Annotated in this window: 10 protein-coding genes; 4 read left to right on the forward strand and 6 right to left on the reverse strand. The window is 75.5% G+C overall.

Translation table 11 applies throughout. The features are described from left to right. Positions 1 to 17: 17 nt before the first annotated feature. Together O7602_RS06085 and O7602_RS06090 are read left to right on the forward strand one after the other, a co-directional pair. The gene (locus O7602_RS06085; RefSeq protein WP_281587236.1) at positions 18 to 608 is read left to right on the forward strand and encodes a redoxin domain-containing protein; all 591 of its coding nucleotides are present in this window, start codon (positions 18 to 20) and stop codon (positions 606 to 608) included. Continuing rightward, complete coding sequence (locus O7602_RS06090) at positions 605 to 1,546, forward strand: cytochrome c biogenesis CcdA family protein (RefSeq protein ID WP_281587237.1); 942 nt, start codon at positions 605 to 607, stop codon at positions 1,544 to 1,546. Before O7602_RS06085 ends, O7602_RS06090 begins: the two co-directional genes overlap by 4 nt. Here the strand turns inward: O7602_RS06090 and serS are convergent. The 5 genes from serS to O7602_RS06115 form a co-directional block, all read right to left on the reverse strand. Further along, complete coding sequence (serS, locus tag O7602_RS06095) at positions 1,530 to 2,816, reverse strand: serine--tRNA ligase (RefSeq protein WP_281587238.1); 1,287 nt, start codon at positions 2,814 to 2,816, stop codon at positions 1,530 to 1,532. The genes O7602_RS06090 and serS overlap by 17 nt on opposite strands. A gap of 410 nt (positions 2,817 to 3,226) precedes the next feature. Continuing rightward, on the reverse strand, positions 3,227 to 4,351 hold the full coding sequence (locus tag O7602_RS06100) for a MerR family transcriptional regulator (protein WP_281587239.1): 1,125 nt from the start codon (positions 4,349 to 4,351) through the stop codon (positions 3,227 to 3,229). 90 nt (positions 4,352 to 4,441) lie between these two features. Beyond that, positions 4,442 to 5,617, reverse strand: coding sequence for a saccharopine dehydrogenase NADP-binding domain-containing protein (locus tag O7602_RS06105; protein ID WP_281587240.1), 1,176 nt, complete (start codon positions 5,615 to 5,617; stop codon positions 4,442 to 4,444). Between the two features lie 31 nt (positions 5,618 to 5,648). Next, entirely contained in the window at positions 5,649 to 6,785 is a 1,137-nt protein-coding gene (locus tag O7602_RS06110) for an alcohol dehydrogenase catalytic domain-containing protein (RefSeq protein WP_281587241.1), read from the reverse strand. Next, on the reverse strand, positions 6,782 to 7,198 hold the full coding sequence (locus O7602_RS06115) for a hypothetical protein (protein ID WP_281587242.1): 417 nt from the start codon (positions 7,196 to 7,198) through the stop codon (positions 6,782 to 6,784). Before O7602_RS06115 ends, O7602_RS06110 begins: the two co-directional genes overlap by 4 nt. Positions 7,199 to 7,282: 84 nt before the next feature. Here O7602_RS06115 and O7602_RS06120 point away from each other — a divergent pair, with 84 nt between their 5' ends. Continuing rightward, positions 7,283 to 10,213, forward strand: coding sequence for a LuxR C-terminal-related transcriptional regulator (locus O7602_RS06120; protein ID WP_281587243.1), 2,931 nt, complete (start codon positions 7,283 to 7,285; stop codon positions 10,211 to 10,213). 10 nt (positions 10,214 to 10,223) lie between these two features. Here O7602_RS06120 and O7602_RS06125 read toward each other — a convergent pair whose 3' ends face one another. Next, positions 10,224 to 10,775, reverse strand: a complete 552-nt coding sequence (locus tag O7602_RS06125; RefSeq protein ID WP_281587244.1) for a DsbA family protein — start codon at positions 10,773 to 10,775, stop codon at positions 10,224 to 10,226. A 260-nt stretch (positions 10,776 to 11,035) separates the two neighbouring features. Here O7602_RS06125 and O7602_RS06130 point away from each other — a divergent pair, with 260 nt between their 5' ends. After that, positions 11,036 to 13,780 carry a cellulose binding domain-containing protein gene (locus O7602_RS06130; RefSeq protein ID WP_281587245.1) on the forward strand — a complete coding sequence of 915 codons (2,745 nt, stop codon included), beginning with the start codon at positions 11,036 to 11,038 and terminating at the stop codon, positions 13,778 to 13,780. Positions 13,781 to 13,800: the final 20 nt, after the last annotated feature.

Here is a 13,800-nt window from a genome sequence, read left to right on the forward strand (position 1 = left end):
CACTCCAGGAGCCGCCGATGCCACCCCGTACCGTCCGACACCTCGGCGCCGCCACCGTGCTGGCCGCCACGCTCGCCGGCACGGCGGCCTGCGCGGTCGGCCCGGCCCGGACCGCCACGCCGGTGGACGCGGTGGCCGCCGCGCCCTCCGCCGCCCCGACCACCACCGCGTCGCCGACCGCGCCGGTGGTGCCGGCCGCGGTGCCGAAGACGTTGTCGTTCGGCGGAAAGACCCTCGACGGTACGGCGTTCTCCGCCGCCGCCCTCGCCGGACGGCCGGTCGTGCTCTGGTTCTGGGCGCCCTGGTGCGCCACCTGCGCCAGCCAGGCATGGACCGTCGCCGAGATCGCCCCGAAGTACCGGGACACCGTGCCGATCGTCGGCGTCGCCGGGTTGGGCGAGCAGAAGGCGATGAAGGAGTTCGTCACCGAGTTCGACCTGGCCGGAACCCCGCAACTCGACGACCGGGCCGGCGCGGTGTGGCGCCGGTTCAAGGTGGTCGAGCAGAGCACGTTCGTGGTCCTCGACCGGGACGGCAAAGTGGTCCACCAGGGCTTCCTGGACGGCGACGCGCTGACCCGGCAGGTCGAGACGCTGGCCCGGGGATGACCGGCGCGCTGCTGCTCGCGCTGACCGCCGGCATGCTCGGCGCGGTCAACCCGTGCGGCTTCGCGATGCTGCCCGCGTACCTGTCGCTGCTTGTCGCCGGCCCCGGCGACGGACGCGGCGCGGTCGGCCGGGCGCTCACCGCGACGGCCGGCCTGACCCTCGGGTACGCGCTCGTCTTCGGCGCGTTCGGGCTGGCCGTGGCGCCGGCCGCCGACTGGCTGCGCCCCCGGCTGCCCTGGCTGACCGTCACCCTCGGCGTGCTGCTGGCGCTGGCCGGCGTCTGGCTGCTCGCCGGCCGGCGGCTGCCCGCGCCGCGACCGTTCACCACCGCGCCCCGGCTCACCCGCACCTGGCCGTCCATGACGCTGTTCGGCGCCGCGTACGCGCTCACGTCGCTCACCTGCGCGATCGCGCCGTTCCTGGCGATCGTGGTGACAAGCCTGCGGGCCGGTTCACCGCTGCGCGGGCTGGCGCTGTTCGGCGCGTACGCCCTCGGGATGGCCCTGGTGGTCGGCGTGGCCGCGCTCGCGGTGGCGTTGCTGCGCGGCCGGGTGGTGGCCCGGCTGCGCGGCGCCGGCGCGTGGGTGCCGCGCCTGAGCGGGCTGGTGCTGCTGGTCGCCGGCGGCTACGTCGCCTGGTACGGCTGGTACGAGGTGCGGCTGGCCCTGGGCCGGCACGACGCCTTCGGCGACCCGGTGGTGGTGGCCGCCGCCGCCGTCCAGCAGACGCTGGTACGCACGCTCGACTCCGCCGGCCCCGCCCTGCTGGCCGCGCTCGCGCTCGCGCTGCTCGCGCTGGGCGTGGTGGTAAGGAGGGGCCCCCGCTTAACGCATTCGGTAGAGGCGGGGGCCCCGCTTAACAGCGAGGCCCCCGCGAGTAGCGCGGCTTCCGCGAGCGGCGCGGCTCCGGCGCGTGCGGTGATCAGCGGGTCGGAGTGAGGCGGTCGGTGCCGAGCTTGTCGCGCAGCACCTCCGGCACCACCACCGAGCCGTCAGGCTGCTGGCACTGCTCCAGAATCGCCGGGAACAGGCGACTGGTGGCCAGCGCCGACCCGTTGAGGGTGTGCACGAACCGCGTCTGCTTGCCGCCCGGCTCCCGGTAGCGGATGGCCGCCCGGCGGGCCTGGTAGTCGCCGGCCCAGGAGACCGACGACACCTCCTTGTATTTCCCGGTGCTCGGCATCCAGACCTCGACGTCGAGCGTCTTCTTCATCGAGGCGCTGGCGTCGTCGGCCGCCAGCAGGCTGGTCTGGAAGTGCAGGCCGAGCGCGTCGACCAAGCCCTCGACGTGGCCCACCATCGCCTCCAGCGCGGCGTCCGCCTGCTCCGGCAGCGTGAACTGGAAGATCTCCACCTTGTTGAACTGGTGGCCGCGCACCGTGCCCCGCTCGTCGGAGTGCGAACCGGCCGCCTCACGCCGGTAGCAGGGCGTGTAGGCGAACGCCTTCAACGGCAGCTTCGACGTCTCCAGGATCTCGTCCTGGTAGGCGCCGAGGATCGCCGTCTCCGCCGTGGGCAGCAGGAACTGGCCGCGCGGGGCGGACTGCCGGTCCAGGTGGTAGACGTCGTCGTAGAACTTCGGGAACTGCCCGGCGGCGAAACCGGCGGTGTCCAGCAGCAGGTGCGGCGGGAGCAGGAATTCGTACCCGGCGTGGACGTTCCGCTCGATCAGCCAGTTGACGAGCGCCCACTCCAGGCGGGCGCCCAGGCCGGTGTACATCCAGAAGCCGGAGCCGCCGAGCTTCACGCCCCGCTCGTGGTCGACCAGGCCGAGCGCGCGGCTCAACTCCACGTGGTCGCGGACCTTCTCGATGGCCGGCGCCGCGCCGAACGTCCGTACCACCCGGTTGGCCTCCTTGCCGCCGGCGACGACGTCGTCGGCGGGCAGGTTGGGCAGCTCGCTCATCGCCGAGCGCAGCCGGGACTGCACCTCGTCGAGCTGGGACTCCAGCTCCGCGAGCTGCTTGCGCTCGGCCTCCGGGGCGACCGGCTGTGGCGTGGCGCCGGACCGTTTCGCCTCCGCGTACGCGCGCGCCTCGGCCTTGCGGCGCTGCCGCTCGGCGTCGATCTCCGTGATCAGGGCGCGTCGCTCCTGGTCGAGCCGCTGGACGTCGTCAAGCGCCCGGGTGACCTCGGCGGGATCCAGACGCTTCGCCAGCGCGGTCGCCACCGCCTCGCGATCCTTCCGGATCAACTCCATGTCGAGCATGCTGCTCGTACGCCTCCGTCCAGGCAGTCAGGTGGGACCCCAAGATGCTACCGTCGCCGCCCCGCCGACCCGGGCCGGGCTCTCCACCGCTCGCCTGGTTGGTCGCCTTCCGGTCACTGCGCGTCATGGGGCGCCGATGACGGCCCGATGTTGCTCTGTGTGATGGACGTTCGTCTGCGTTTTCGTTTGTGCAAGTCGACGCGTGCCCCTTGAGCTGGTCAACCTCAAGGATCCGCCATCCGTCCGGCATGCCCCCGTTCTGCCTTTGCTCTGCAGCCATCCAGGCAGCGGTAACTATCCGTCGCCTGGTGCGCGGGTGGCTGCAGAGCAAAGGGAACCGCAGGTGGTCGGTGGGCGACGAGCCGACGTAACGGACGGTGATCGACCGTCGGCCCTGGTGCCCGCGGCGTTCAGAGGCGCACCGGCATGAGGACGGAGAACGCGCGCGCGTCGTCGGCCCGGCGCACCGCCAGCGGCGTGATCGGCCCGTCCAGCTCCAGCACGAGCTGGCTGCCACCGGCGTCGAGCGCGTCGAGCAGGTACTCCCGGTTCAGCCCGACCCGCAGCCCACCGCCCGCGCCACCGCCCGCGCCACCGCCCGCGCCGCCCGCGCCACCGTCGGGGGCGGCGGGGTCGACCAGCCGCAGCTCACCCCGGCCGTCCAGGCCGAGCGCGACCACCTCGTGCGCGACGCCGTCGTGCGTGCGGTGACACACCCGAACGCCGTCGGCGAGGAGCGCCGTACGCAACGCCGCGCCGTCCACCGGGATGCGGTACGCGGGGGCGTCGCCGAGCTGTGCGCGCAGCAGCCGGCGGTAGTCCGGGAAGTCGTACGGCAGCGGGGCGGCGGTCAGCGTACGGTCGGCGACGGAGAACGTCACCCGGTCCGCGACGACGGCTTCCACGGTGGCCGCATCGGTGTCCAGCAACGCGCGCAGCTCGTCCACGGCGGCCACCGGCAGCAACGCGCCCACCGGCGGGCCGTCGACCGTGGCGTCGACCCGGGCCACCGCCAGCCGGTGCCGGTCGGTGGCGATCAGGTGTACGCCGTCCGGCTCGACCGTCAGCAGCACGCCGCTCAGGGCCGGCAGCTCCGGGTCGGCGCCGACGGCGAAGCGTACGGCGGCGACGGCGGCGGTCAGGTCGGTGCGGGACAGCACGAGGCGGGTGGTCACGACGGTCTCCTCCGGGTCGATCAGGCTACGGATCCGGGAGAGTTCGCGGCGCGCGTCGGTGAGGCCGTCCTCCAGCCGGCGCAGGTGCGCGTCCAGCAGGCGGTGCACCTCGGCCGGACGGTGCCGGTGCCGCAGCGCCTCCGCGATGCCGGCCAGCGGCATGCCGACCCGGCGCAGCCCGGCCACCAGGCGGGCCGGAGCCACCTGGTCCCCGGTGTACCAGCGGTAGCCGGTCACCGGGTCCACCCGGGCCGGCGGCAGCACGCCGCAGCGGTCGTAGAACCGCAGCGCGCTCACCGTCAACCCGCTGGCCCGGGCCAGCTCACCGATGCTGCGAAGCTCGCTCTCCACGGCGGTCATCCTGTGCCCTCCACCAGGTCGAGGGTCAACGTCCCGAGGTGTTAAGCGGGGGCCCCGCCTCTACCAAATGCGTTAAGCGGGGGCCCCGCCTTACCCCTCCAGGGTGCGGAAGGTGATGCCGGCGCGCACCAGGCGGTCCAGCAGCGCGTCGCCCATCGCGGCCACCGGGGTGAGCTGGCCGGCGGTCTCCGGCAGGTCGTCGAAGGCCAGGCAGAGCGCCGACTCGGCGAGCATCTTGGCGGTCTCGTCGTAGCCGGGGTCGCCGCCGGCCACCTCGGTCACCACCCGCCGACCACCGCCGGTGCCCACGAACCGCACCCGGAACCAGGACTTCGCCCGCTGCTCGGCGCTCGGCCCCTGCCCGGAGGCGAGCCGGCCGAGCAGCCAACGCCGGGTCGGCGGCAGCTTCACCAGCCCCATCACCCCGGCCAGCCCGGCCCCGGCGACGAGCACCGTGGGCAGTCGCTTCAGCGCCGCGAAGTGCCGGTACCGGAAGTCCGGGCCGTACTCCGGGCGGGCTGCCGCCGATCGGCGGACGACCTGCGGGTCGATGGTGGGCAGCGGCACCGCCCACTGGCCGAACTCGCGTACCCGCCCGACCTTGCCCGGCACCGCGCGCACCCGCCGCCCGTCCGGTCGCGGCTCGACCGCCCGGCGGGCCTTCGCCGCCCGGCTCGCCTCGCCGGTCCGGGAGAACGCGGTGAGCGCCGAGTGGTAGGTCCCGGCGGAGAACCGGCCGCCGGCCCGGACGTAGCCGTCCACGGCGACCGGGCGGTCCGTGGGGAGCTGCTTGACCGTGTACCAGACGCCCAGGTCGTGCGGGATCGAGTCGAAGCCGCAGGCGTGCACCAGGCGGGCCCCGGTGCGCGCCGCCTCGGCGTGGTGCCGCACGTACATCAGGTCGACGAACTCCGGCTCGCCGGTGATGTCGAGGTAGTCGGTGCCGGCGGCGGCGCAGGCGGCGACCAGCGGCTCGCCGTGGTGCACGAACGGGCCGACCGTGGTGGCGACCACCCGGGCGCTCTCCGCGACCGCCCGCAGCGACGCCGGGTCGGTCACGTCCGCGGTGCACAGCGGCAGCTCGGCCAGCCCAGGGTCGATCGCGGCCAGCCGGTCCCGTACGGCGGCCAGCCTGGCCGGGTTGCGCCCGGCGAGCGCCCAGCGCAGCCGGTCCGGCGCGTGCCGGGCCAGGTACTCGGCGGTGAGCCCGCCGGTGAAGCCGGTGGCGCCGAACAGGACCAGGTCGTACGGGCGGTCGGTGGGCATCCGCCGAGTGTGCCATCCGAACCGGCCGGGATCACGGGCTGAACACCGTCCGGACGCATCCGTCGGCCCGGTCGCGGAACAGCGCGTACCCGAGTGCGCCCCGGTCCAGCGGCAGCCGGTGGGTGGCGAGGTGCTCGGTGACCAGCTCGCCCCGGGCCATCCGGTCCAGCAGCGCGGGGATGGCGTCCGGCCCGGCCCGGCTGCCGCCGCGTACGGTCAGGCCCTTGTCCGTCACCGCGCCGAGCGGGAACCGGTCCACGAACGGCGTCCCGCCGCCGAGCACCACCACCGTGCCGCCCTTGCGGCAGGCGTGCACCGCCTCGCGGAGCGCCACCCCGCCGTCCGGCCCGGCCGTCGGCCACCGCGCCGGGGCCGACGGTGGGCCGGCCGCGTCCACGCACACGTCCGGCCCCCGGCCGCCGCTGCGTTCCCGCAGCTCGGCGAGGACGTCCACGGACCGGTGGTGGAGCGGCTCGGCGCCGGTGTGCCGGGCGACCATGTCCAGCCGGTCGTCGTGTTCGTCGACCACGATCACCCGGGCCGCGCCGCGGGCCACGGCCGCCCCGGCGGTGAGCTGGCCGACCGCGCCCGCGCCCCAGACCGCCACCACGTCGCCCGGCGCGACGCCGCCCAGCTCCACCCCGTGCCAGCCGGCCGGCGCGGCGTCCGCGGCGAAGACCGCCCGGTCATCGTCGACCTCCTCCGGGACGGGGTACGCGCCGACGTCGGCGTAGGGCACCCGGACGTACTCGGCGTGGCCACCGGCGAAGCCGCCGAGGCGGGTCGGCCGGCCGTAGCACCCGGCGGCGGGCGGTCCCCACTCCGGCTCGGCCGCCGCGCCGCCGGTTCCGTTGTCGCAGCAGGCCAGCAGCCCTTGCCGGCAGAACCAGCACGCTCCGCAGGCGACCGCCGCGCCGACCACCACCCGGTCGGCGAGCCGGTGCCGGCGTACGCCGGGCCCGACCTCGACCACCTCGCCGAGGAACTCGTGCCCGAGCACCTCACCGGCCGCCGCCTCGGGCACCCGCCCGGCCAGCAACGGCAGGTCGCCGCCGCAGGTCATGCTGCGGCGCACCCGGACGATCATGTCGTGGGCGTTGCGCAGCTCCGGGTCGGGGACCTCGCGTACGGCGAGCGCGCCGGCGCCCTCCCAGCACAGCGCCCTCACCCCGTCGCCCCTGGGCGGTCGAGCGGCGAGCGGTCGGCCCGCAGCACCTCGCCGGTCTCCAGGAGCTGCCGGGTCTCGCGGAGCACCTGCCGCAGGAACCGGCCCGGGTCGTCGCCGACCAGGTGCGCGGCGAGCCCGGGCAGCGCCGGTGTCCTGCCCAGCGGGCGTACCGCCAGCTCGGTGCCGCGTCCGCCGGGGGCCGGGCGGGCCCACACCTCGACCGCGCCGTCGAGCCGGCGCAGCGGCTCGGGCCACCGGCCGGCCGGGAGCACCTCCTCGGGCCGCCCGGTCACGGTCACCACCTGCCAGCGCGCCGGCCGCGGATCGGTGGCGGCCCGCCGGCGTACGAGGGCACGCGCGCCGCCGGCCACCACGGCGAGTACGCCGACGCCGAGTCGTCCGGTCCGAGCCACGGGCCCTCCCGAGGTCGCGGTCACTGCGGCGGCCGGCGGTGCGCGGCCGGCCACCCGTGTTTCTCCACGGTCGCGGCGGCCCGGGTGACCCGGGTTCGCCCCGAAGGGGTGAACCGGCGCGGGCCGGGTAACCGCCCCGCGCACCGACGGGGGGAGGGACGCATGCCGCAGGAGGCAGACCGGGCCCGGTTCGCCGCCGTGCCGCCTGGGGCCGCCGCGCCCATCGGGACCGCCGCGCCAACCGGGACCGCCGCGCCAAGTAGGGCCGCCGTGCCAAGCGGGGCCGCCGGGCCGCCGCTGTTGGCCTCCCGGTTGGCGCCGCCACCGCCGCCGGAACCGGCGCTGCTGCGCCCCCGGCTCGTGGACCGGCTGGAGCGGGGCGTGGCGGGACCGGTCACCCTGCTCCGCGCGCCGGCCGGCTGGGGCAAGACGACCCTGCTGTCCGGTTGGGCGCGGGCGCGGTCCGGTCCGGCGCCGGTCTGGGTGAGCGTGGCCGACGGCGACACCGCCGGGCGGCTCTGGGCGTACCTGGCCGCGGCGCTGCGCACCGCCGTCGCCGGGAACCCGGACGACGGACCGCCCCCGCCGGTGCCGGACGGTCCGCCCCGGCCGGAGCAGCTGGAGGCGCTTGCCGCCGCGCTCGCCGAGCGGGAGCACCAGGTGCTGCTGGTCCTGGACGACCTGCACCGGGTGACCGACCCGGCGGCGCTGGCCGGGCTGGAGTTCCTGCTCCGCCACGGCGACGGGCGGCTGCGGCTGGTGGCCGCCGCGCGGCGGGAACCGCAGTTGTCGCTGCACCGGTGGCGGTTGGCCGGTGAGCTGACCGTGCTCGGTCCGGACGAGCTGTCGTTCACCGCCGACGAGGCGGCCGACCTGCTGGTCGCGCACGGCGTACCGGTGCCGGCCGAGGCGGTGGCCCGGCTCACCTCGCGGACCGCGGGGTGGCCGGCCGGGCTGCGGTTCGCCGCGCTGACGCTCGGCGCCGGCGTCGACCCGGCGCGCGCGGTGGACCACTTCACCGGCGACCAGCCGGACGTGGCCGCGTACCTGCGTGGCGAGGTGCTCGCGCCGCTGGAGCCGGCGGCCCGCGACGTGCTGCGCCTCGGCGCGGTGACGGTCGCGCTCCACGCCGACCTGGCGGTCGCGGTGACCGGGCGGGCCGACGCCGGTCGTCTGCTGGCCGAGGCGGCCCGGGAGGGTGGCTTCGTGCAGTCCGACGGTGGCAGCCCGCCCTGGTACCGGCCGCACCCGCTCCTGGCCGACCTCCTCCGCGACGAGTTGGGCCGGCTGCCCGCCGACGAGCTGCGCGAGCTGCACCGGCGGGCGGCCAGCTGGTTCGCCGCGCACGACCGGCCGGCCGAGGCGCTGCGGCACGCGCTCGCCGCCGGCGAGTGGGCCGACGCCACCGACCTGCTGATCACCCGTTGGCCGGAGCTGGCGCCGGGTGAGCCGGACCGGGCTGCCGCGCCGGCCCCGCCGGAGCCGCCGGCCGAGGCGGTCCGCCGGGATCCCGAGCTGGCGCTGGCGGCAGCCGCCGAGCGGGCGTACGCCGGGGACCCGGCCGCCGCCGACGGGCAGTTGCGCCGGGCGGTGGCCCACGCCGCCGGCCTCCCGGCGCCGCGCCGCGACCGGTTCCGCCGGCTGGCCACCGCAGTCGAGGTGAGCCTGGCCCGGCTGGCCGGCGACCACCAGGGGGTACGCCGGGCCGCCGACCGCCTGCTCGCCACCGCGCCCACCGTCTCCGGCGGACCCGCCACGCCCACCGCGCCCGGCGCGCCCACTGCGCCCACCGCGCCCACCGCGCCTGGCGGGCCTGGCGGTCCCGGGGTCGACCCGCGGGCCGGGAGCGTCGATGCGGACGATGTACGGGCGGTCGCGGGCGCCGCGCTGGGGCTGGTGGCGTTGGCCGAGGGGGACCTGTCGGCGGCGGGCGGATGGTTCGGCACGGCGCTCGCGGCGGCGCGGCGGGCCGGACGGCCGCGTACCGAGCTGCTCTGCGCCAGCCGGTCGGCGGTGCTGGAAGCGGCCCGGGGCGCGCTGCGGACCGCCGAGGAACACGCCCGGGCGGCCCTGTCGATGCCGCCCTGCCAGGGCTGGTCGTCGCGGGCGGACTGCGGCTACGCGTACCTGGCGCTGGCGTTCGCGGCCTGGCACCGGGACCGGCCGGCGGAGGCCGCGGCCCACCTGGCGCTCGCCGGGCCGGCCGGCGCGGAGCCGGGCGGGGCGGCGTTGGCGGCGCTCTGCCGGGCCGGGCTGCTCGCTGACGGCGGCGAACCGGCGGCGGCGTCGCGCACGCTCACCGCGGCCCGGACGGTGGCGCCCGGCGGCGAGCTGGCGGCCTGGCTCACCGCCGGTGAGGCCCAGCTCCGCGCCGCGGCCGGTGACCTGGGCGGGGCCCGCGCGTTGCTGGACGCGAGCGGCGGCGAGCCGACCGATCCGGCGCTGGCGCTGGCGTCCGCCCGGCTGTGGTTGCGGTCCGGTGACTCCCGCGCGGCCGAGCGGGCGCTGCCCGACTGGACCGATCCGGCCGCGACCGGCTGGCCGTTGCCGGTCCGGCTGGGGGCCGGACTGCTCGACGCGGCGCTGGCCGGGGCGGCGGGGGACGGGCGGCGGGCCGGGCGGCTGCTGGAGGAGGTGCTGGCACTGGCCGAGCCGGAGGGATGCCGGCGCGTCTTCACCCGGGCCGAGCCGGGGGTACGCGACCTGCTGGCCACCCACCGGGACACCGGCACGGCGTACTGGGCGACCGTGGACGACCTGGTACGCGACGTGGACGCGCGACGCGCGGACGGGACGCCGGAGGTGCCGGCGCGGGGGTTGGACGAGCCGCTCACCGAGCGGGAGGTGACCGTCCTGCGCTACCTACAGAGCATCCTGACCAACGTGGAGATCGCCGCCGAGCTGTCGTTGTCGGTCAACACGGTGAAGACCCACGTGCGCAACATCTACCGCAAGCTCGACGCGACCCGCCGCCGGGAGGCGGTCCGGCGGGCCCGCGAGCTGCGGTTGATCTGACCCGAGCCGCTCAGGCGCCGGCGGCGGCGTCCACCACGGCCAGGAGTTCGGCCAGTTCGTAGCCGCCGTCGTGGCGGACGTCGTTGACGAACAGCGACGGGGTGCCGGTGACGCCGCTGCGAATTCCGCCCACGAAGTCCTGCCGGACCCGGTCGGCGTGGGCCTGCCGGGCCACCTCCGCGTTGACCTCGTCGAGCGGCAGGCCGACCTGCTCGACGCCGAGCGACAGGTGCACCGGGTCGAGCTGGTCCTGGTGCTCGTAGAGCCAGTCGTGCATCTCCCAGAACCGGCCCCGGGCGCCGGCGGCCTCGGCGGTCTCGGCCGCGTTCTCCGCGTGCGGGTGGACGTTCGTGATCGGGAAGTGGCGGTACGCCAGCCGCACCGTGTCGGCCCGTTGGCGCAGCACCTCGGCCAGGTTCGGGTAGGCGGCGCCGCAGTACCGGCACTGGAAGTCGCCGTACTCGACGATCGTCACCGGGGCGTCGGCCGGCCCGCGGACGTGGTCCCGTTCGGTGACCGGGACGCGCAGCCGCGCGGTGGTGACCTGCAACGGTGTGCTCATCGGGCGCTCACCTGCCGCCCGGGTGCGATCAGCCCGTTCGGATCACTCATGGCTCCCATCCTGGTCCGCGCCCGGGTGAGCCGTCCTCACCCGGAAAGGATGACCGTGGGAGCGCTTCCAAAGATCGATCGGACGGCGTACGCTGAGGGTCCCTCGGCTGCGGGAGCCAGCAAGCCGACGGGGAGCCCGGGCAGCTCCCCGACGAGGCGTCACCCCCTGCTCCCGTCCCCCCATCAGGGCAACCGAGAGGACCGCCCCCCATGCGCACACGTCTCGCCGGCCTGGCCGCCGTCGCGCTCGCCGCCACGGTCGCAGCCGTCGTCGTGCCGCTCGCCAGCACCGGCATCTCCCCGGCCGCCGCCGCCGCGGCCGAGCCGTACACCTGGAAGAACGTCCGGATCGACGGCGGCGGCTTCGTCCCCGGCATCGTCTTCAACCCCACCGAGAAGAACCTGATCTACGCCCGGACCGACATCGGCGGGGCGTACCGCTGGGAGCAGACCACCAAGTCGTGGACGCCGCTGCTGGACTGGGTCGGCGCGGACCGGTGGGGCTGGAACGGCGTGGTCAGCCTCGCCACCGACCCGGTGCAGACCAACCGGGTGTACGCGGCGGTCGGCATGTACACCAACGACTGGGACCCGAACCACGGGGCGATCCTGCGCTCGACCGACAAGGGCGCCACCTGGCAGGCCACCGAGCTGCCGTTCAAGAACGGCGGCAACATGCCCGGCCGGGGCATGGGGGAGCGGCTGGCGGTCGACCCGAACCGCAACAGCGTCCTCTACTACGGCGCCGAGGGCGGCAACGGCCTGTGGCGCAGCACCGACTACGGGGCGACCTGGGCCAAGGTCACCGCGTTCCCGAACGTGGGCAACTACCGGGCCGACCCGAACGACAGCACCGGCTACCAGAGCCAGAACCAGGGCCTGACCTGGGTCAGCTTCGACAAGAGCACGGGTACGGCCGGCACCGCCACGAAGACCATCTACGTCGGGGTGGCGGACAAGCAGAACCCGGTCTACCGCAGCACCGACGCCGGCGTGACCTGGGAGCGGATCCCCGGTCAGCCCACCGGCTACCTGGCGCACAAGGGCGTGGTGGACCCGGTCGGCGGCTACCTCTACATCGCCACCAGCGACACCGGCGGCCCGTACGACGGCGGCAAGGGCGACGTGTGGAAGTTCAACCGGGCCACCGGCGCCTGGACGCAGATCAGCCCGGTCCCGGCGTCGAGCGGTGACGCCTACTTCGGCTACTCCGGGCTGACCATCGACCGCCAGCACCCGAACACGCTGATGGTCGCCACCCAGATCTCCTGGTGGCCGGACGCGATCTTCTGGCGCAGCACCGACGGCGGCGCGACCTGGACCCGGATCTGGGACTTCACCAGCTATCCGAACCGCAGCAAGAAGTACGCCATGGACGTCAGCTCGGTGCCGTGGCTGACGTTCGGCGCCAACCCGGCGCCGCCGGAGGAGACCCCGAAACTGGGTTGGATGAACGAGTCGCTGGAGATCGACCCGTTCGACAGCGACCGGATGATGTACGGCACCGGCGCGACGATCTACGGCACCACCGGCCTGACCAAGTGGGACACCGGCGGCACCTTCACCATCACGCCGATGGTCAAGGGGCTGGAGGAGACCGCCGCGCTCGACCTGATCAGCCCGCCCACCGGGGCGCCCCTGATCAGCGGGCTCGGCGACATCGGCGGCTTCCGCCACACCGACCTGGGCGCGGTGCCGTCGATGATGTTCACCCAGCCGGTCTTCACCAGCACCACGAGCCTCGACTACGCCGAGACCAAGCCGGCGATCATGGTCCGGGCCGGCAACTTCACCGACTCCGACCGACCCAACGACAGCCACGTGGCGTTCTCCACCGACGGTGGCGCGAACTGGTTCCAGGGCACCGAGCCGGGTGGGATCAACAACGGCGGCACGGTGGCCGCGTCCGCCGACGGCAGTCAGTTCGTCTGGTCGCCGGGCGACGCCGGCCAGCAGGTCGTCCGCTCGGTCGGCTTCGGCAACTCGTGGACCGCCGCCACCGGCATCCCGGCCAACGCCACGGTCGAGTCGGACCGGGTCAACCCGAACAAGTTCTACGGGTTCAGCGGCGGGAAGTTCTACGTCAGCACCAACGGCGGGGCGGCCTTCACCGCCACCGCGGCGACCGGCCTGCCCACCACCGGGGTCAAGTTCAAGGCGCTGCCCGGGGTCGAGGGCGACATCTGGCTGGCCGGCGAGGGTGGTCTCTGGCACTCCACCAACTCCGGCGCGAGTTTCACGAAGACGTCCGCCGTGTCCACGGCGGTGAACGTCGGCTTCGGGAAGGCAGCCCCGGGGAAGACGTACCCGGCGTTGTTCACCATCGGCACGGTCGACGGCACGCACGGCGTGTACCGCTCCGACGACGCGGGCGCGACCTGGGTGCGGATCAACGACGACCAGCACCAGTACGGCAACGCGGGCGAGGCGCTCACCGGCGACCCGCGCGTCTACGGGCGGGTCTACCTGGGCACCAACGGCCGGGGCGTGCTGGTGGCGGACCGGCTCGGCGGCACGCCCTCGCCGACGCCGACCTCGGCCAGCCCGACGCCGACCCCGACGTCGCCGAGTCCGACCCCGACGCCCACGTCGCCGAGTCCCACGCCCACGCCGACCTCGGCCAGCCCGACGCCGACCCCCACGTCGACCGGGCGCGGCTGCGCGGCCACCTACACGATGACGAACACCTGGCCGGGTGGTTTCCAGGGGGAGGTGGCGGTGCGCAACTCCGGCACCACGCCGATCGCCGGGTGGACGCTCACCTGGACCTTCCCGGACGGCCAGCGGATCAGCCAGCTCTGGGGCGGGTCGCACACCCAGACCGGCTCGGCGGTGACGGTGACCGACGCCGGCTGGAACGGCAACCTCGCCGTCGGCGGATCGACCACGGTCGGCTTCACCGGCACCGTCACCGGCGGCAACCGGGCGCCGACGGTGTCCTGCGCGGCCCGCTGACCGCGACTGCCGATCACACA

The organism is Micromonospora sp. WMMD1128, assembly GCF_027497235.1.
GTDB lineage: Bacteria > Actinomycetota > Actinomycetes > Mycobacteriales > Micromonosporaceae > Micromonospora.